The sequence below is a fragment of the Synechococcus sp. MIT S9504 genome, assembly GCF_047497135.1.
Taxonomy (GTDB): Bacteria; Cyanobacteriota; Cyanobacteriia; order PCC-6307; family Cyanobiaceae; genus Synechococcus_C.
Window position 1 is genome coordinate 1698100 of record NZ_CP138942.1, and the last position, 18009, is coordinate 1716108.

Consider the following 18009-nt stretch of genomic DNA (forward strand, 5'->3'; position numbering starts at 1 on the left):
GTGACAGAGATAATGATTGTTGATAGAGCAATTACGCCCATCCAGTCTGGATGCATCATCCACCTGAGCCAAGGGTCCAACAGAGTCACTCTAGAGACAATCGGGCGATTGACACAAGGCCTGTGGTGAAACCTTTTTTACATTCGACATCGCTCCAGAAAAACAAAAATGATCACCGCAGCAATAGTCCTTTTTGAGAGCGAGCGATGAACAAACAAATGAAACCATTCACCAACAGACTTCAAACCGACTGGAAGCCGAAATCCCTTTGTGCTGACGCCTATGCCGATCCGCACACCAAAACTCATCATCGAGCGAGCGATGAGCCGAACTCACGATCCAGCGGAGTGTCATGAGCCGTAGAGCTTTTTACGGGCTGCATCTTCAGCCAACCGGTGCACCTTCCTTTTTCTCATTCGTCACGTATACGCCTCAAAGCAAAGAACAGATGGTTGCCTGTGGAGATCTGGCTGAAGGAGAGGAATACATCAATCCGGTCATCTGCGACTTCCTGCTGTTTGTTGCCGAATGGATCCTCAACGTTCCACTTAATAATGAGTTCCCCATTGGGTACGACGACGTGACAGTGATCTGCTCCAGACAACGAGGGAATGGGAGCCAGCACGAATACCTGATGCAAATCAGTGGCCTTGCAGAGAATGAGCCAAAGCGTTCAGTTCTTGAAAGGCTCTTGAAAATAGTGCATCGAAAATCGTGGAACGGTTTCAAACCAACGTAGGGATCAGAAGCAACAACAACCTTCAGTGAGAAGTGATGCGGCCGTTCAAGCCGCAAGCCACACAGGAGGGCAACCAGCAGGCCATCAACTTCCACTGGAACCGATCGGAGGCAGCGAAGACAACAGATCGGTAACAACAGGTCAGAAACCAGGCAATTCACGGCTGATCCAGGAGTGGGCGGGCCGTAACCTCCTTGGAGAGCCTGATCAGACCTTTGCCACTGCGCCTCACTAACAGCCTGAGCAATCGCACCGAGAACTTCGAACCGCTGGAGGCCGGCAAAGCAACGATCTACTGCTGTGGAGTCACCGTTTACGACCTCTGCCATCTTGGGCATGCGCGCAGTTACATCAACTGGGATGTGTTACGCCGTTATCTCATCTGGCGTGATTACGCTGTCACCTTCGTGCAGAACTACACAGATATCGACGACAAAATATTAAACAAAGCCAACTCCGAAGGATCAACAATGGAGGAGGTTAGCGAAAAAAATATCAAAGCCTTTGAAATCGACATGGGTCGACTAAACATTCTGCCCGCAGACAAAATGCCACGGGCAACATGTTGCATCCCGGGCATTCAAACTCTGATTGGCGAACTTGAAACCAAAGGAGCGGCCTACAGTTCTGACGGTGACGTGTATTTCGATATTTCCAAAGCAAAGAATTATGGGCAACTCAGTGGAAGGGATCCCAACGAGCAGCAACAGGGTGCCAGTGGCCGCATTAAGGAAGGAGAAGAAGAACGCAAACGACATCCCTTTGATTTCGCTCTCTGGAAAAAAACCAAAGACGGAGAACCAGGCTGGGAATCACCCTGGGGACGAGGACGACCCGGCTGGCACATCGAATGCTCCGCCATGGTTCGCGAAGAATTCGGCACCACAATTGATATCCATCTCGGCGGAGGTGATCTTGTCTTTCCGCACCATGAAAATGAAATTGCACAGTCAGAAACAGCCAATGAAGCACAGCTAGCCCGGGTTTGGATGCACAACGGCATGGTGAATGTCGGCGGCACGAAAATGTCGAAGTCGCTCGGCAACTTCACAACCATCCGCGCGCTGCTCGACAGCGGCGTTTCAGCGATGACTCTGAGACTCTTTGTGCTCCAGGCGCACTATCGCAAGCCACTCGATTTCACTGCAGAAGCTCTGGAGGCGGCAAGCACGGGATGGAAAGGCCTTAATGCTGCTCTTGGCCTTGGCAGTCAATGTTCGAATCAGCTGGGCTGGCCCAGAGCAGAAGAGCTTCCATCCGGTGCCATGCATGCACAGAACTTGGCAGTGGATGAGGTCTTAAGTGCTGCGCGCGACCGCTTCACCGAGGCCATGGATCAGGATCTCAACAGCTCAGGAGGTCTCGCGGTGCTGTTTGAGCTGGCCAAACCGCTGAAGTCGCTGGCCAACCGTCTGGAACGTGGAGAACCGGTGAGCGAGCGCGATGAGCTTAAGACCATGCATCAGCGCTGGCTGTTGCTGCGTGAGCTCGCAGCAGTGCTGGGACTGCGCTTCGAGCCGCTGAAAGCCATGGAGGGATCCGATGCAGCATCAAACGACAGCGCCGCCATCGAAGCGGCGATCGCTGCCCGCAAAGCGGCTAAACAGGCCAAGGATTTTGCAGAAGCCGACCGAATCCGAGCAGAACTCTCTGGTCAGGGGATTGAACTGATCGACAAGCCTGGAGGCATCACCGAGTGGCGTCGCTGTTGATCAGCGCTTTTTTGAGGCCATCATCGCTTCGATCTTGCGGATTCGCGCCAGAGTGGTGGTCCAGACCTCCAGCCTGAAGCGCTGTTCGGCCAGGGTGGGGTCAGCAGGGTCAGCAGCATCGACCCAGCTCTTGAGTTGTTCAAGCTTCGCCTCAGGGTCCAGCTTGGCCTCAAAGGCATCCCAGAGCTCCCGTTCAAGCCTGGCCCTTTCGATGAAATTCCAGCGCTTGAGCCAGAGCATCGTGATGGAGTGCATTCAGGCACCTGTCTACCGGATTTCTGTGGCATGAGCCCTAGGGTTCGCCAGGACAGGTGTGATGCCCATGGAACTGGAACCCGAGAGCCTGTCCAAAGCGATTCAGCTTTCAGTCGCTCCGGTGTTTCTGCTGGCAGGCATCGGTGCATTGATGAATGTGATCTCCGGTCGCCTCGCGAGGATTGTTGACAATGCGCGCAAAACCAAAACAAGCCTCGATGCCGGCGAGACGATCGATGAACGAGAGCAGTGGACTTACCGCAGGCGCATGCAGCTCACGATCCGTGCAATCGAACTGCTCACTGCTGCAACCCTGCTGATCTCAGCTGTGGTTGTTGTGATGTTCTTCAGCGTGATCAGCCGCATCAACCTCACACTTGTGGTGGTTCCCCTGTTCATCTCGGCGATGCTGTTGGTGATGTCGGCTTCGATCTGTTTTCTGCGAGAGGTGCGCATGGCATCCGTCCACATCAATCGACTGTTCTGAAAAGGCTGGAACGAATCAAAGCCTGGTGCTCAGCCTTAACCAGTCCAGTTGCGGATCAGATCCACCACGCTGATCAAAAGACCAACAGCGATCACTACCGGTGAAACCCAGCGCAGAAAAAACAGGATCAGACCGCTGGTGGATGATTGAGTGACTGAGCTGTCTTTGAGGTCATCGAGGAAGGTCTGGGGCAGAACCCATCCCATCAACACAGCAATCAGCAATCCGCCGGCGATGAGCAGCACACCACCGAACAGAGCATCCATCGCCCCAAGCACCTCGAGATTCGTGGCGGCAGGAAGACCCAGCACAAAAATCACAGCAGAGCTGATCCAGGTCGCCTTGCTCCGGCTCCAGTTGCAGCGATCCATCAGCGACGCCACCGGGACCTCCAGCAGCGACACCGACGACGTGATCGCAGCGAGGTAAGCCAGGAAGAAAAAAGCCACAGCCACGATTCGGCCAGTCGCACCGATGGATGCCAGTCCTGTTGGCAGAGCGAGAAAAATCGTGCCGATTGTGGACTCACTGACGGCATCCCCCAGCCCGAAGCTGATCACCACTGGGAACGTGAGCATGCCCGCCAAGAGACCCACCGCGGTGTCCAGCCCCACCACTGAGACAGCTTCCTGAGGAACGGGAGCCTTGCGGTTGAGATAAGCCGAATACGCCATGATCGAACCGATGCCGGTGCCAATCGAGAAGAAGGCCTGACTGAAGGCATTGCGGATGGTGGTGATGTTCATCAGTTCCCTGCCATCCCAGCGCAGCAGGAAGGTCCTGTAACCATCCATGGCTCCAGGCAGCGTGCTGGCCCAGATCGCAAGGGCCACCAACAGCAGAAAGAGAAGCGGTAATGCCCAGCGCGACAGTCGTTCGATGCCGGCCTGCACCCCTGCCGAAACCACGAGAGCAGTCAGCAGCAGGCTGATGGCCTGCCCAGCCAATGCACTGTTGCCGCCACTGATGCCGTTGAAAAACAGCTGGGCACCCTCCATGCTCTGGGGAAGCCCCACATTGAGGGCATGGATCAGGGTTTGAGCGGTCCAGCCCATCAGCACGGCATAGAAGGCCAGGATTCCGCAGGAGGCGACCACGAACAGCCAACCCATCGGTTGCCAGTCGCGGCCAGCCGCCTGGGCCGGAGCCAGCAAGGGGCTGCGACCGGTGTTGCGACCCAGCACCATCTCAGCCACAAGCACCGGTAAACAGATGACCGCAACGATCAACACGTAGAGAACAACAAAACTGCCTCCTCCTCCCTGGGAGGCCCTGTAGGCGAATCCCCAGAGATTGCCCAGGCCCACTGCACTGCCCGCTGCCGCGAGGACAAATCCCAGCCCCGATCCCCAGTGCTCCTTCTGCGCTGCCGCCATGACCGTGAACACAGTGCGTTGGCCGAAGTTTGCCAGGGCCTGGAATTGAAGTGGGAGGATGGTTGCAACTGCCAGGATCCGCGTGAAAGCCATCAGCGTGCTGGGCTCCACCGGCTCAATTGGTACTCAAACTCTCGAAATCGTTCAGGACTTCCCGGACCAGTTCCGGGTGGTAGCGCTGACAGCCGGTCGCAACCTGCCCCTGCTCGTGGAGCAGATCCAGCGACACAGCCCCGAGGTGGTGGCCCTTGCTGATGACTCTCTACTCAAGGAACTGGAGGAGCGGCTGAACTCGCTCCCCGCAGATCAACAGCCTCAGCGGCAACCGGAACTGGTGGGAGGTCCCGGAGGTCTGAACGTTGCGGCCTCCTGGGACACGGCAGACCTGGTGGTGACCGGGATTGTTGGCTGTGCAGGCCTGCTTCCAACCCTGGCGGCCATCCGGGCCGGCAAGGACCTGGCACTGGCCAACAAGGAAACCCTGATCGCGGCAGGGCCTGTTGTGCTGCCGGAACTCAAGAAAAGCGGCAGCCGGCTCCTGCCAGCTGATTCGGAACACTCCGCCATCTTCCAGTGCCTGCAGGGCACACCCTGGGCCGACAATGCCCGTCTTTCCACGGGTGTTCCGACTCCGGGCCTACGCAGGATCCAGCTCACGGCCTCAGGTGGTGCCTTTCGGGACTGGGCCGCCGCCGATCTGGAGAAAGCCTCAGTGGCCGATGCCACCTCCCATCCCAACTGGAGCATGGGCAGAAAGATCACCGTTGACTCAGCGTCGCTGATGAACAAAGGGCTTGAGGTGATCGAAGCCCACTATCTGTTCGGGCTCGACTATGACCACATCGAAATCGTCATTCACCCGCAGAGCATCATTCACTCGATGATCGAGCTGGCTGACTCCTCTGTCCTGGCGCAGCTGGGATGGCCCGACATGAAGCTGCCGATCCTCTACTGCATGAGTTGGCCGTCACGGCTGGAGACCCCCTGGCGTCGCCTCAATCTCACCGAGGTCGGGCAACTCACCTTCAACGAACCTGATCCCGCCAAATACCCCTGCATGCAACTGGCCTACGCCGCCGGCCGGGCCGGCGGAACCATGCCGGCTGTACTCAATGCCGCGAATGAAGAAGCGGTGGCCCAGTTCCTTGAAGAGCGGATTCATTTCCTCGACATTCCCGACCTGATCGAAACAGTCTGCGAGCGCCACCAATCCGACCGGATCGACCAGCCGCAACTGGATGATGTGCTGGCTGTGGATCAGTGGGCCCGTATCGCCGTGCGCGAACAGGTTGATCGGGGCACACGCCGTCTACCGCTCACTGCCATGGCGGCGTGATCAGTCACCACCTGCTGCTCTGTGCAACGGCCACCAAGGCCAAATGCTGTGATCCGACGCTGGGCGCAGCCAGCTGGGAGGCCTTGAAACTTGGCGTGCGAGAACTGGCACTGGAGAAACCGGACAGGCCTGAGGGGGTTGTTCTGCGCAGCAAGGCTGACTGCCTGAGATCCTGTGATCAGCAGGGTCCTGTGCTGCTGATCTGGCCTGACGGAATCTGGTATGGCGGTGTCACACCCGAACGGATCAGACGCATCCTCGAAGAGCATGTGATCGGTGGTCGTCCCTGTGAAGACTGGGTGATCCGCCGCAGCCCATTCAGCGATCGACATCAGCGCTGAGTTGGCTCAGCCAGGCTGAAGCCACACGATCGGACCAGCATCCGCTCTCCAGGCTGTCGCCGGGAGCGTGGAAGCCGTTATGTCCGCCTCTCTCAGTGAGAAGGACCGATACAGGCTCACGCTGAGCAACCGGCTGCGAGGTGAGGGCTGAAAGCAAACGCCCGGCTGCATCAGCTGGCACCCAGGGATCATCGAGAGCCTGAAGCAGCAGGGTGGGCGGCAACGAACGGCGATCATCGAGCAGAAACGGCAGAGGAGATGCCCGTGAGTAGTAGGCATCCACAGAATCGAACCCCCAGCGGGGAGCCGTGACCGCTGCATCAAAGGCGCGGATCGAACGCGGAGGGGTTTGGGTCAGCGATTCATCCTCCTGCGGGCTCACGCCGAAGGGGTCTGCCAGTGTTTGTCTCACCAGGCGTTGCAGCAGCCATCGCTGGTACACACGGTTGCGCGGTCGTTCGATCGAGGCACTGCAGGCAGCCAGATCCAGGGGGCTGCTGGCACAGAACAATCCATCGAGCACCAACTGGTCAGAGGGAAGGCCGGCTTTAGCCCTCTGCTCAGGGCTGGCCAGGCAACCATTGAGCAGCATCGTGCCGCCTAGAGAAACCCCAGCACCGAACAGGGGCAAGACAGAACTGGATGGGGCCAGCTGCCGGCAAAGCTCACGGGCACGCGCGACTGCTGGCAGCAGATCGCTGTTGCAGGCGGCGGCGTAGGTGCCACCGGCCAGATCTCTACCGGGGTCCGCTCCCCGCAGATTGAGCCTCAGCACCGCAAACCCCTGCCTCTGCAGGGTGAGGCCCAGACGGCGTAGGCCCTCCCGACGGCTGGAACCCCCTAGACCATGAAGGGCCAGAACAAGCGCTCTTGGGGTTACGGGATCACCCGCAGATGTGGGCAGGGGACGATCCAGAAAGGCCAGCAACTCCCCGGCTGCTGCTGCGCCACTGGTCAGGGCAGGCACAGCAATCCGAATCGGCTCTCCCTGGTCCTCGGGCAAAGGTACCGGCCTAATCGTGTCGCGCAGGGTTTGCAGGTCGCCGCCGACCCATGGCCAGCGCTCTTGATACGTGGCAACCCCCAGGTGCCCGAGCAACTGGGGGTTGTGCTGAAGGCGGGAATGGAAACCCATCAAAGGCCGTTCAGACCGATCTGATCACTTCTTACCAACACCGAGCTCCTTCAGCTCACCGAGCAGATCACCAAGAACTTTCTTGGCATCACCAAACACCATCGACGTGTTGGCCAGCTCAAAGAGATCGTTCTTAATCCCGGAATAACCAGCGCTCATGCCGCGTTTCACGACAAAGACCGTGCGGGCCTGCTGCACATCAAGCACCGGCATGCCGTAGAGAGGTGAGTCTGGGTCGTTCTTGGCCTGGGGATTGACGACATCATTCGCCCCCAGCACTAGAACCACATCCGTGGCGGGGAAATCAGGATTGATGATGTCCATTTCCTTGAGCTGCTCGTAGGGCACATCGGCTTCCGCGAGCAACACATTCATATGACCCGGCATCCGCCCAGCCACGGGATGAATGGCGTAATCAACCTGAATCCCAGCGCTTTCCAAGGAACGGGTGACCTCCCTGAGCGTGTGCTGAGCCTGGGCAACAGCCAGCCCGTAGCCTGGCACAATCACCACGCGCTCAGCTGCTTCAAGGGTGAGAGCACACTCCTCAACGCTGCAGCTGGTGATGTTGGTGTATTCACCACCGCCACCGCCCGAGGAGGACCCGGCTCCCAGAGCTCCACCAAACAGAACCGAGACCAGTGAGCGATTCATGCCGTTGCACATCACCTGGGTGAGGATCAGACCAGCGGCGCCGACCATGGCACCCGCCACGATCAGAAGCTGGCTGCCCACCACAAAACCGGCTGCGGCTGCGGCCACACCTGAATAGCTGTTCAGCAGCGAGATCACAACAGGCATGTCTGCGCCGCCGATCGGCAGGGTGACGCCGATACCGAGCAAGCCTGAGGCGATCACCAGCAACCACAACCCGGCCTGACTGCTGCCATCGGAAGCGATCAGCTTGATCGCAGCCACAAGACAAACAACGGCCAGAGCGATGTTCACCAGATGGCGGATCTTGCTTTGCATCCAGGGAGGCGTTGAGAGCCAGCCCTGCAGCTTGGCCATCGCCACGATCGAGCCTGTGAAGGTGATGGAGCCAACAAAGACGGAGATCACAATCGACACAACCGCCACGAGCGTGCCGTCATCGAGTGTTCCGGGGAACAGTGCCGCGGCCAGGGCCACCAACAGCGATGACATGCCGCCACAGCCGTTGAACAGCGCCACGGTTTCGGGCATGGAGGTCATGGGCACCCGCTGGGCTGTGATCGCACCCAGCACTCCACCGACAAGTGAGCCGACGATGATCCAGGACCAGGCCTGTCCATCGAAGCTTGGGGTGCCCAGATAACTGAGCAGCAGACCAATCACAGCAAGTGCCATGGCCACAGCCGCAAGCTGATTGGCACTCCGCGCAGAGCGAACCTTGGAAAGACCTTTAATGCCGAGTGCCAGCAGCAGAACGGCAACGAGGTCGATGGCGTAGTTCAGGATCTCCATCAGCTGTTCTCCTTGCGAGCGGGCTTGCGGCTGAACATGGCGAGCATGCGGTCAGTGACCAGGAAGCCACCGATCACGTTGAAGAGGGCGAAGCCAAGCGAGACCGAGCCGAGCACCAGGAGAGGAGTGCTTCCATCGGCTTTGATGATCGCGGTGAGTGCGGCCAGCATCGTGATGCCGGAGATGGCGTTGGCTCCACTCATCAAAGGGGTGTGAAGCGTCGGGGGAACCTTGCCGATCAGCTCAAAGCCGAGCAGGCTTCCGAGCAGCAAAACCCAGAGGGCATTCACCAGAGGTGGGGTTTGGGAGGCCGTGGCCGCACCCATGAGAAAAAGGGAATCCATCAGTTGGCTCCTGGGGTGAGAACGTCTCCTCGGCGGATCGTGCCGTCCTGACTGATCAGGCATCCAGCGATCAGCTCGTCTTCACTGTCGAGACTGAGCTGACCTTCCTTCAGGGTCGGTTGAAGCAAGGCCAGCAGATTGCGGGCATACATCGCACTGGCGTGATTGGGAACCGTGCAGGGCAGATCGTTGGCACCGATCAGCTTCACGCCGTTGCGATCCACGGTTTCAGAGGGAACGGTGTCGGCGCAGTTGCCGCCCTGGGCAACCGCCAGATCCACTACCACGGCTCCGGGGCGCATACGGTCCAGCATGTCCTCACTGATCAGCCGTGGAGCACGACGGCCCGGAACCTGGGCGGTGCAGATCGCCACATCCGCTTCAGCCAGCTGGTCGGAGAGCTGTTGGCGTTGTGCGGCAAGAAAGGCATCGGAGGCCTGCTTGGCATAGCCACCGGATTCCGCAGGCTTGTCCTCCATCTCAGGTGGATCGATGAAGCGGGCTCCAAGCGATTCCACCTGTTCCTTCACAGCCGGGCGGATGTCGCTGACATAAACGACAGCACCAAGCCTCCTTGCCGTGGCAACCGCCTGCAGGCCGGCTACTCCTGCCCCAAGAATCACAACACGAGCCGGCTGCACGGTGCCGGCCGCTGTCATCAGCATGGGGAAATAACGGTCCAGTGCGGCCGAGGCCAACAGCACAGATTTGTAGCCGGCGATATTGGCCTGAGACGAAAGTGCATCAGCGGACTGAGCGCGGCTGATGCGAGGCAGCAGTTCCAGGGCCATGGCCGAGAGGCCCGACTTCTGCAGAGACGCCGCCAGATCAGCGTTCGCATAGGGAGCAAGTAGACCCACCACCAGGCCCCCGCGACGGAGCTGACTCAGGGCACTGGCAGAGGGTGACTGGACGCAGAGCAGAACATCAGCCTGGGACCAGGCTGTGGAGTCACCGGAGGAAACAAGCTCCGCTCCGGCCTCGGCATAGGCCTGATCGAGATAGCCGGAAGTTTGTCCAGCACCTTTCTCGATGATCACCCTGCAGCCGAGTGCAGTGAATTTCTTGACGGTTTCCGGAGAAGCCGCAACGCGGGTTTCGCCCGCTGCGGTCTCCACCGGAATCAACAGTATGGGCAAGATCGTGATGCCGCCGACCCAGTCGAGATTACGAGGTCGCGGGTGAGGAGGCCTGCATCTTTCCTGAAGAAGGGGGTTTGCCCCTGAAGCCTGTAGCTAGGGAGAGGGTCCTGTCTGCAAGAGCATGGGACTCACCGCAATCGAATGCCCTGATGGCGTCTGCCACAGCCACCACGGCGGTCATGCCGTGGACCGCATCACCATGGAACACCTCCTGGCTGAACACGGTCGTGAATGGTGCGAGCGCCTGGCGGAACGCATCTATGAAATGTCGGTGGACACGTTCTCCCAGACCGTGATGCCAAGCCTGCATGCAGCGGGCTGGCAGCGACGTCATCTCGACTGGGAGTTCAAGCTCAGGGAACTTGATTCGGAACCCGATCGCACCCTGGTTGACGGAATCATCAACGCCACCGAGAGCTTTCTGCGTAGCAGTGAGGTGCATCGCCTGTTCATCCAGGAGCTCGTCCAGGGGACGTTCGATGAAGCCTCAGACGACCATCTGCGTGCGGAAGCCGTGCGGCACTTGATCGAGAAGGAGATCCTGACACTTCTGGAGGACAACAGAGCTGAACTGATGGATCGCCTGACAGCAAGAATCATCGAACCAGCAGGCGGTCAGGTTGATCGGGCTCAGAAGGCCGCTTCAGAGGGCTTGATGGAAGTGGAGCGGTTGCTCTGCAATCACACCGAATCACTCTGAGGCCTTCGTTCAGATCTGGGCAAGGAGCTTCAGAAAATCGGCAGAAGCTCCTCCTCGACAGCCAGTGCCTGCGGACGAAGGCCCTGACCATGGAGCAGGCGCGCCTGAAGAATCAGCGGGTCAAGGTCGCACTCCAGGGACCAGCAACGCTCAAGACAGCGGCGGGAATCAGGACTGGACGAGTAGCGGAGAAGGCTTCTGGCCATGGCGGCAGGGGGCCGAACCCCAGGGGCTGATGGTCGGAAGTTAAGGGTGGCGCAACCGATTGGAATGGTTAGAAAGACCTATCTTTCCCTGCCACCATCAACACACCGTCCTTCGCTCTTGGTGCCTCGCTTCCATCCCGGGCGATTCGGCCCAGGCAATGGCAGCAGCAGCTGATTCAGCTGCTGCGCAGACGGCTGGATCCAGGCACGGCCGCTGCACGTGATGTTCTGATTCATGCCGGTCCAGGCGCTGGCAAGACTCTTGGCGCCTTGCTGTCCTTCCAAGTGATGCAGTCGGAGGGCAGGCTTCAACGCGCTCTGATTTTCTGTCATCGCACCTCGATTCTCAGCCAGTGGCAGGGTGCTGCAGCCCTGCTGGGCCTGCAGCTTGAGCTCTGGAACGGGCCTAAGAGCGCCTCAGAAGCCGCCGACGGTTGGCTGCTCAGCTATCAGGGTGCAGGGCGTCAGCAGGAGTCTCTGAAAGCCGAACTCGAGCACTGGAACCAGGAACTGCTGCTGGCCATCGCCGACGAAGCGCATCACCTGGGAGTTGACCCCGATGAACCCGACGGACCTGTGTGGGGGCGAACGTTTCTTGAGCTCAGTAGCCATGCCCGTCTGCGACTCGGCTTAACAGGAACACCCTTCCGCGCCGACAACCTCGCGTTCTGTGCCGCCAGACGGGTGCGGGTGGAGGAAGCAGGCCAGCTCGTGGAGCAGATCCATCCGGATCTCTCGGTTGAACCGAGAGAACTGATCGAAGCTGGCGATGTTCGTCCGCTTGAATTTCGTTTCCAGGACGGCTGGGTGGAACACGGCCAGGAAGGACTGCCTGACCGGGAGATTTCCCCACTGTCAGCGGAACAGAGGGAAAGCTGGAGAGCACGGAATCTGCGCCGTGCGATTCGGCTTTCCGACAGCAGCAGCATTGCCCAGCTGCTGCTGCTGAGAGCCCGAACCAAGCTCACCAGCGTTCGCAAACGTCACCCACGTGCCGGCGGGCTGGTGATCGCCCGCGATATCGAGCACGCACGCAGCATCACCCTGCTGCTTGAGGAGGAAGGCGACCTGGTGGATCTGGTGCATTCCCAGGATCCAGGTGCATCAGAACGCCTCAATGGATTTCAGAGCGGTGATGCCGACTGGCTGGTGAGCATTGATATGTGTGCGGAAGGATTCGATGCCTCACGACTCAGGGTGGTCGCTTATCTGACCACGGTTGTGACACGCAGTCGTTTCGTTCAGGGCATCACGAGAGCCGTGCGCATGTGCGGGGAAAGGGCCTCACTGGAAGCGGTGCCACGAGAGCCGTCCTACGTGTTTGCTCCGGCGGATCCATTGCTGATGCAGTACGCCCGCAGCTGGTCCCTGTCTGAGCCCTACCGAATTGCAGCCCCGCAGAGCGCAGAGGACAGCGGCAGCGATTTGGGAGGTGACTGGCGAGGTCCGTCTCTGCCGATGGAAGCGATTGAGGACGGCGCAGGTGCTGTCATTCGCATGCGCACCCCGCAGTTACCCAGATTTTTGCAGCGTTGAAAACATTTTTTCCCAAGAAAAAATGCGACATTCTGCGAAATCCGGCCTGATTTGGACCCATCAACCATCAGCCTGGTCGCCATCTGGGAGACAGACATGGACGCAGCAATTGAACGTCGAGTCAGCGTTGCCACCTGCTGGGCAACAACCCGGATTGCAGTTCTGGACAGCGCAGAGCGCTATGAAGACAGCTATGCACTGACGCAGGAATTCAGAGAATGGATCACCTGCTTGGGGGAGCACCCTGAACTACTTGAAGACTCTGTGTTGAGCGTTCAGCGATCACAAGGCAAGCATCACCACCTGGAACTTGACGAAGCAACTGACGGAGCAATTGAAATCTGAAGAAAGACTTAAATTTGTAATGAATTCTTGAGTCTTTTTGTCCAATTTGTACATCTGGGGAGAACAAATTTCACTCAGATTGTTCGTCTGAGAGTTTCTGGAGCTCCCGCTGACACGACGTTGCGGAGATTAAAGTCAACTCATAGTCATTCCGGATAAGCATGGCGGTTGAAAATCTGGTGATCGTGGGGTCCGGCCCCGCCGGATATACCGCTGCGATCTATGCCGCCCGCGCCAATCTCAACCCCCTGCTGATCACAGGGTTTCAGAGGGGTGGAATCCCCGGTGGCCAGCTGATGACCACCACCCATGTTGAAAACTTTCCCGGATTTCCAGATGGTGTTCTCGGTCCAGACCTGATGGATCTGATGAAAGCCCAGGCCGCGCGCTGGGGTACGAGGCTGCTTGAAGCTGACGCCGATCGCATCGATCTCAGCCAGCGTCCCTACCGGATTGAAGTCGAAGGGCAGATTGTTGAATCACAATCGCTGATCATCGCCACAGGCGCCAGTGCCAATCGCCTCGGACTGCTGAATGAAGAACGCTTCTGGAGCAAGGGCATCAGCGCCTGCGCCATCTGCGATGGCGCCACTCCCCAGTTTCGCAACGAACAATTAGCCGTGGTGGGCGGTGGCGATTCAGCCTGCGAGGAAGCGGTTTATCTCACCAAATACGGCAGCCATGTGCATCTTCTGGTGCGCTCAGACCGTCTGCGCGCCAGTGCCGCCATGCGTGATCGCGTTCAGGCCAATCCTCAGATCAGCGTGCACTGGAACACTCAGGTCAGCGACGTTCAGGGTGACGAGTGGCTGAGCAGCCTCAAGCTGCATCGGCGTGACAGCGGCCTCGATGAAGAGCTGGCTGTGCGGGGCATGTTCTATGCCATCGGACACACACCCAATACAGAGCTGGTCCGTGACCAGCTCGACTGCGATCCAAACGGTTACCTGATCACCCAGCCTGGTCGCCCTGAGACCTCCATGGAAGGAGTTTTCGCGGCAGGCGACGTTGCTGATGGCGAGTGGCGTCAGGGGGTCACAGCCGCCGGCAGCGGCTGTCAGGCTGCCTTCGCCGCCGAACGCTGGCTCAGTCAAAACGATCTAGCCGCACTGATCAGCCGGGAACACGCCGAGCCCGCCAAGGCAGAAACTCCACAGACCACAGCTGAGACAACTGAAGCGACATACAACTCAGACGCGCTCTGGCAGAAGGGCAGCTACGCCTTGAGAAAGCTCTATCACGACAGCCGAAGGCCTCTGCTGGTGGTCTACACCTCTCCCAGTTGTGGCCCCTGCCACGTGCTCAAACCCCAGCTCAAGCGAGTGCTTGATGAACTCCACGGAGAAGCCCAGGGAATTGAAATCGACATCGAAGCCGATCAGGAGATTGCCCAGCAGGCCGGAGTCAAAGGCACACCAACTGTTCAGCTGTTTTTCGACAAGCAACTGAAGCAGCAGTGGCGAGGGGTGAAACAACGCAGTGAATTCATGGACTCAATCCGCTCGGTGCTTACCGAAGCCTGAGCCTCATCGGCGACGAGGGCCACCCGGACGGTTACCACCGGGACGACCTCCTGGCGCTCCCGCGTTGCGCTCCCTGTAGGTGATCCGACCACGAGTCAGGTCGTAAGGGCTGATCTCCACCAGCACTTTGTCTCCAGCCAGCAGTTTGATTCGGAACTTGGTGAGCTTGCCTGCTGCGCGGCAGAGGCACTGATGACCTGCGGGCTGTTCCAGGGTCACCAGGTAAAACCCGTTGCCCTGTTCCTTCTCGATCACACCCGAGGTTTCAATCATGCGCCGGCATTGACCCACAAAACGTTTCCGCATTTTAGAAGGCCGCCTGCTGCCTGAGCAGCCCCAAGGCGGATGACCTCTCCCTAAGGTCGGCTGATTCTGAAACGAGCCGATGATTCTCCCTCCCCTCTCCATGGATCTGGGGCTGCTGATGATTTCCATCGGTGCGGTGAACCTGTGGCGTGCCCGCCAGAAATCCACCTAACCTTTTGGAAACGCCAAATCGCCGTGTCCGAGTCCGCTCTCGCCTCTTTCGCAACCCTTACTCAGTCTGATTCCCAGGTCCGCGAACAGGTGCGTCAGGCCGCGACTCCCATGCATGTGGTGAACCTGGCCAAAGAAAAGGGGCACGTGTTCACCCAGGCCACCATGATGAAAATGCAGGCCGAAAAAATGAAGCACCTGCAGGATGACCACATCAACGATGCCTCCAGCTGGGGCGAAGCGCTGTTGATCTGCTTTGGCAACCACTCCTGACACTTCTGCTTCACAAGCCATACGGAGTCCTGAGCCAGTTCACACCAGAACCTGGCAGTCGTTGGGGCTGCCTATCCGACTGGGTGAATGTCCCTGATGTGTACCCAGCAGGTCGCCTGGACGCCGACAGCGAAGGTTTGCTGCTGCTGACCGCCAATGGTCGTCTGCAACAACGGCTAACAGACCCACGCTTCGGCCATTGGCGCACCTACTGGGTGCAGGTCGAAGGCAGTCCTGATCAAGCTCAGCTGGACGCTCTTCGCAATGGGGTGATGGTCAAGCAGCAGCTCACAAGACCGGCAAGGGCCCAACATCTTGCCGCCGAGCATCAGCAGACACTCACGCAACGCAACCCGCCAATCCGCACCAGGCTGAGCATTCCCACCACGTGGCTTGAACTGAGCCTGAGGGAAGGGCGCAACCGCCAGGTGCGTCACATGACAGCTGCCGTGGGACTCCCCACGCTGAGGCTGATCCGCCAAAGCATTGATCTGATGGATGGAGGTCAGCCTCTCAGCCTCAGCGGCCTCGCATCAGGTCAATGGCGTGAGCTAGCTGCAGGTGAGCATCGACGTCTGGTGACATTGCTCAACCGGCAGCCAAGACGCCGATGAGTGTGACAGCACGGAATTCAATGCCTTCGACAACACGCCAGGGCTGATCGGAGCGGTCGGCATAGCTCACATCTTCAAAACCAAGTGCCCGAAAATCGGCTAGAAAGGCCTGCTCTTCCCATGCACCACTGATACAGCCGCTCCAGAGCTCTGGATCTTGTTGAAGATGCTGTGGAACAGAGCGATCACACACAATGTCGCTGATCGCGACGCGGCCTGAAGGCCGAAGCACTCTGCGGATGTTGGAGAGCAGAGCCGCGCGTGCAGAAGGATTCACCAGATTGAGCACACAGTTGCTCAGCACCACATCGACACTGGCTGAGGGAATCAGCAGCTCACCCGTCGGGGTGGATGCATCCAGGGCTTCGATCGCACCCTCCAGAAACTGAACGTTGCTGAAACCAACTCTTTCAGCCACCACAGGAGCCGCATCGCGAGCAAGCTCCAACATGTCGGCATTGCGATCCACACCGATCACGGCGCCACCCGCCCCCACAACCTGGGCACAGATAAAGGCATTTTTGCCGCTGCCACTGCCCAGATCCAGCACGGTGTCCCCAGAACGAACCCAGCGCGTCGGGTCGCCGCAACCGTAATCACGCTCCACCACCTCTTCAGGAATGACCTCCAGCAAGGAGGCATCAAAACTGACTGGCGTACAAAGACAGGCTTCTTGCTCCAAGGCGGCTGCGCCGTAACGCTCTTCAACGGCCTGGGTCTGATCCAGTGCCGGTCCACAACATCCTTCACTCATCAGCCGAGGGCCTCCTGCAATTCGCGCACAGTCGACCATTGACCGTAGTAGTAATTGGCGCTCGCGCGGCGGTCATTGTCCTCAAGACTGTCGAAGGCATCGAATCCCACACTGCGCCAAAGATCGTGACCACAAGTGCGATCAAGCTCGGTCTCGGCTTCACGGGCGAGGTTCTCGAGACGTCGCTGCAGGTTTTTGACTTGAGCAACAGACATCTCAGAAAGAAAAAACTGGATTCAATATATCGAGACGATTAGTACATATCAACTACACCGGCAGGGGGTCCCTGGTCAGAACGGCAGTTTCTTCTTGGCATCCTTGTCGAGGTCGGCTTCCATCGCCCGTAGACTCTTGAGGATGGTTTCGTAGTACTCCTTGACGTAGTCCTCAAGATGAGTGATTTCGCCGGGGTCAATTCCAAAGCTCTGATAGGTCTTCTCCATCGGCGCATCCATGGAGACACCACCGCCGGATACCTCAGCGAAAGAGAGACGCTCCGCCACATTCACAGCGGGTTCAAAGAAAGAGCACATGCCCTCTGTGAATCGCATGATGAAGGAGGGCACTCGAAACACCCTCGCTGACTTGTCCGCAGCACGCTCACAGAGCTGAACAACCTCACCGCTGTTCCAGGCCTTGGGCCCGACAACAGGGAATGATTTGCGCACCGTCTGCTCGTGGTCGAGTGCAGCCACAGCAAAACGAGCCATGTCCTGCGTATTCATGTAGGCAATGGATGTGGGGCTTCCGCTCACCCAAACCGTCTGACTTTCCAGAACAGGAATGGCGAACTGACTGATCACGCCCTGCATGAAAGCCACTCCCTGAAGGATGGTGTAGTCGATCTCGGATTCCTTGAGAAGTTTTTCTGTGCAGTATTTAATATCCATCAACGGCACATCACGGTGCTGTTCGGAATTAAGTAGTGAGAGAAACACGAAACGGTTGACGCCGGCACGTTCACAAGCCCTCAGAAGATTGAGCTTGCCGTCCCAGTCCGTTTCGTAAACACTTCTGGGATCGTCGGGGCGGCTGGTGGCCGCATCGATCACGGCATCGACGCCATCGAGGGCGTAATCAAGGCTGGCGGAATTCAGCAGATCACCGCGAGTGAGTTCACATCCCCACTCCTGCAGGAAGGACGCTTTTCTTGGCGTTCGCACCATGCAGCGAACGTCATGACCTTGATCAAGAGCCCTGCGGGCGATTTGCCTGCCCAGGGTTCCTGTACCACCGACCACAAGAACCTGCATGGGGCGTTCAAAGTC

The 18009-nt window shown here is 58.6% G+C and carries 23 protein-coding genes; 11 read left to right on the forward strand and 12 right to left on the reverse strand.

Annotated features, from left to right (window positions below):
• Positions 1 to 352: 352 nt before the first annotated feature.
• Together SIB58_RS09660 and cysS are read left to right on the forward strand one after the other, a co-directional pair.
• A complete protein-coding gene (locus SIB58_RS09660) occupies positions 353 to 739 on the forward strand; it encodes a hypothetical protein (protein WP_066910014.1) in 387 nt (128 codons plus the stop codon).
• A 215-nt stretch (positions 740 to 954) separates the two neighbouring features.
• Positions 955 to 2451, forward strand: a complete 1497-nt coding sequence (gene cysS, locus SIB58_RS09665; protein WP_066910020.1) for a cysteine--tRNA ligase — start codon at positions 955 to 957, stop codon at positions 2449 to 2451.
• Here the strand turns inward: cysS and SIB58_RS09670 are convergent, their stop codons facing one another.
• The gene (locus SIB58_RS09670; protein WP_066910114.1) at positions 2452 to 2691 is read right to left on the reverse strand and encodes a hypothetical protein; all 240 of its coding nucleotides are present in this window, start codon (positions 2689 to 2691) and stop codon (positions 2452 to 2454) included.
• An 82-nt stretch (positions 2692 to 2773) separates the two neighbouring features.
• Between SIB58_RS09670 and SIB58_RS09675 the strand changes: the two genes are divergently transcribed.
• Positions 2774 to 3193: a DUF2721 domain-containing protein gene (locus SIB58_RS09675; RefSeq protein ID WP_066910023.1), complete on the forward strand. Its 420-nt coding sequence runs from the start codon at positions 2774 to 2776 to the stop codon at positions 3191 to 3193.
• A 35-nt stretch (positions 3194 to 3228) separates the two neighbouring features.
• On the opposite strand, the gene SIB58_RS09680 is transcribed toward SIB58_RS09675, so the two are convergent.
• Positions 3229 to 4569, reverse strand: coding sequence for a sodium-dependent transporter (locus SIB58_RS09680; protein WP_066910117.1), 1341 nt, complete (start codon positions 4567 to 4569; stop codon positions 3229 to 3231).
• 82 nt (positions 4570 to 4651) lie between these two features.
• On the opposite strand from SIB58_RS09680, the gene SIB58_RS09685 reads away from it, so the two are divergent.
• Positions 4652 to 5905: a 1-deoxy-D-xylulose-5-phosphate reductoisomerase gene (locus SIB58_RS09685; RefSeq protein ID WP_066910120.1), complete on the forward strand. Its 1254-nt coding sequence runs from the start codon at positions 4652 to 4654 to the stop codon at positions 5903 to 5905.
• Positions 5902 to 6246, forward strand: coding sequence for a (2Fe-2S) ferredoxin domain-containing protein (locus SIB58_RS09690; protein WP_066910025.1), 345 nt, complete (start codon positions 5902 to 5904; stop codon positions 6244 to 6246). The genes SIB58_RS09685 and SIB58_RS09690 overlap by 4 nt, the downstream gene beginning before the upstream one ends.
• On the opposite strand, the gene SIB58_RS09695 is transcribed toward SIB58_RS09690, so the two are convergent.
• From SIB58_RS09695 to SIB58_RS09710, 4 genes are read right to left on the reverse strand one after another with little or no spacing between them, the layout of a single operon-like run.
• Positions 6224 to 7381 carry a YheT family hydrolase gene (locus tag SIB58_RS09695; protein ID WP_066910028.1) on the reverse strand — a complete coding sequence of 386 codons (1158 nt, stop codon included), beginning with the start codon at positions 7379 to 7381 and terminating at the stop codon, positions 6224 to 6226. The genes SIB58_RS09690 and SIB58_RS09695 overlap by 23 nt on opposite strands.
• A 24-nt stretch (positions 7382 to 7405) precedes the next feature.
• On the reverse strand, positions 7406 to 8827 hold the full coding sequence (locus SIB58_RS09700) for an NAD(P)(+) transhydrogenase (Re/Si-specific) subunit beta (RefSeq protein ID WP_066910031.1): 1422 nt from the start codon (positions 8825 to 8827) through the stop codon (positions 7406 to 7408).
• A complete protein-coding gene (locus tag SIB58_RS09705) occupies positions 8827 to 9171 on the reverse strand; it encodes an NAD(P) transhydrogenase subunit alpha (RefSeq protein ID WP_369813443.1) in 345 nt (114 codons plus the stop codon). Before SIB58_RS09705 ends, SIB58_RS09700 begins: the two co-directional genes overlap by 1 nt.
• Positions 9171 to 10310 carry a Re/Si-specific NAD(P)(+) transhydrogenase subunit alpha gene (locus tag SIB58_RS09710; protein ID WP_197461162.1) on the reverse strand — a complete coding sequence of 380 codons (1140 nt, stop codon included), beginning with the start codon at positions 10308 to 10310 and terminating at the stop codon, positions 9171 to 9173. The genes SIB58_RS09705 and SIB58_RS09710 overlap by 1 nt, the downstream gene beginning before the upstream one ends.
• A 124-nt stretch (positions 10311 to 10434) precedes the next feature.
• Between SIB58_RS09710 and SIB58_RS09715 the strand changes: the two genes are divergently transcribed.
• The gene (locus SIB58_RS09715; RefSeq protein ID WP_066910037.1) at positions 10435 to 11013 is read left to right on the forward strand and encodes an EF-1 guanine nucleotide exchange domain-containing protein; all 579 of its coding nucleotides are present in this window, start codon (positions 10435 to 10437) and stop codon (positions 11011 to 11013) included.
• 29 nt (positions 11014 to 11042) lie between these two features.
• On the opposite strand, the gene SIB58_RS09720 is transcribed toward SIB58_RS09715, so the two are convergent.
• Both SIB58_RS09720 and SIB58_RS09725 read right to left on the reverse strand, forming a co-directional pair.
• Positions 11043 to 11219: a hypothetical protein gene (locus SIB58_RS09720; RefSeq protein ID WP_197461161.1), complete on the reverse strand. Its 177-nt coding sequence runs from the start codon at positions 11217 to 11219 to the stop codon at positions 11043 to 11045.
• A 78-nt stretch (positions 11220 to 11297) separates the two neighbouring features.
• Positions 11298 to 11504: a hypothetical protein gene (locus SIB58_RS09725; RefSeq protein WP_369813444.1), complete on the reverse strand. Its 207-nt coding sequence runs from the start codon at positions 11502 to 11504 to the stop codon at positions 11298 to 11300.
• Between SIB58_RS09725 and SIB58_RS09730 the strand changes: the two genes are divergently transcribed.
• The 3 genes from SIB58_RS09730 (at position 11415) to trxB (ending at position 14623) form a co-directional block, all read left to right on the forward strand.
• Positions 11415 to 12755, forward strand: coding sequence for a DEAD/DEAH box helicase (locus tag SIB58_RS09730; protein WP_369813446.1), 1341 nt, complete (start codon positions 11415 to 11417; stop codon positions 12753 to 12755). The genes SIB58_RS09725 and SIB58_RS09730 overlap by 90 nt on opposite strands.
• A 96-nt stretch (positions 12756 to 12851) precedes the next feature.
• Positions 12852 to 13100 (forward strand): hypothetical protein, encoded by a 249-nt coding sequence (locus SIB58_RS09735; protein WP_066910123.1) that lies wholly within the window; start codon positions 12852 to 12854, stop codon positions 13098 to 13100.
• A gap of 161 nt (positions 13101 to 13261) precedes the next feature.
• Positions 13262 to 14623 carry a thioredoxin-disulfide reductase gene (trxB, locus tag SIB58_RS09740; protein WP_414494649.1) on the forward strand — a complete coding sequence of 454 codons (1362 nt, stop codon included), beginning with the start codon at positions 13262 to 13264 and terminating at the stop codon, positions 14621 to 14623.
• A 3-nt stretch (positions 14624 to 14626) separates the two neighbouring features.
• Here the strand turns inward: trxB and infA are convergent, their stop codons facing one another.
• Positions 14627 to 14896: a translation initiation factor IF-1 gene (infA, locus tag SIB58_RS09745; RefSeq protein ID WP_006041809.1), complete on the reverse strand. Its 270-nt coding sequence runs from the start codon at positions 14894 to 14896 to the stop codon at positions 14627 to 14629.
• A gap of 228 nt (positions 14897 to 15124) precedes the next feature.
• Here infA and SIB58_RS09750 point away from each other — a divergent pair, with 228 nt between their 5' ends.
• On the forward strand, positions 15125 to 15373 hold the full coding sequence (locus SIB58_RS09750) for a Nif11-like leader peptide family natural product precursor (protein ID WP_074159345.1): 249 nt from the start codon (positions 15125 to 15127) through the stop codon (positions 15371 to 15373).
• Complete coding sequence (locus tag SIB58_RS09755; protein WP_074159346.1) at positions 15352 to 15987, forward strand: pseudouridine synthase; 636 nt, start codon at positions 15352 to 15354, stop codon at positions 15985 to 15987. The genes SIB58_RS09750 and SIB58_RS09755 overlap by 22 nt, the downstream gene beginning before the upstream one ends.
• Here SIB58_RS09755 and SIB58_RS09760 read toward each other — a convergent pair.
• From SIB58_RS09760 to SIB58_RS09770, 3 genes are all read right to left on the reverse strand, one after another.
• Positions 15962 to 16741, reverse strand: a complete 780-nt coding sequence (locus SIB58_RS09760) for a methyltransferase domain-containing protein (RefSeq protein WP_066910049.1) — start codon at positions 16739 to 16741, stop codon at positions 15962 to 15964. The genes SIB58_RS09755 and SIB58_RS09760 overlap by 26 nt on opposite strands.
• On the reverse strand, positions 16741 to 16956 hold the full coding sequence (locus SIB58_RS09765) for a hypothetical protein (RefSeq protein ID WP_066910051.1): 216 nt from the start codon (positions 16954 to 16956) through the stop codon (positions 16741 to 16743). The genes SIB58_RS09760 and SIB58_RS09765 overlap by 1 nt, the downstream gene beginning before the upstream one ends.
• Before the next feature lie 75 nt (positions 16957 to 17031).
• The gene (locus SIB58_RS09770; RefSeq protein ID WP_066910053.1) at positions 17032 to 17994 is read right to left on the reverse strand and encodes an NmrA family NAD(P)-binding protein; all 963 of its coding nucleotides are present in this window, start codon (positions 17992 to 17994) and stop codon (positions 17032 to 17034) included.
• Positions 17995 to 18009 lie beyond the last annotated feature (15 nt).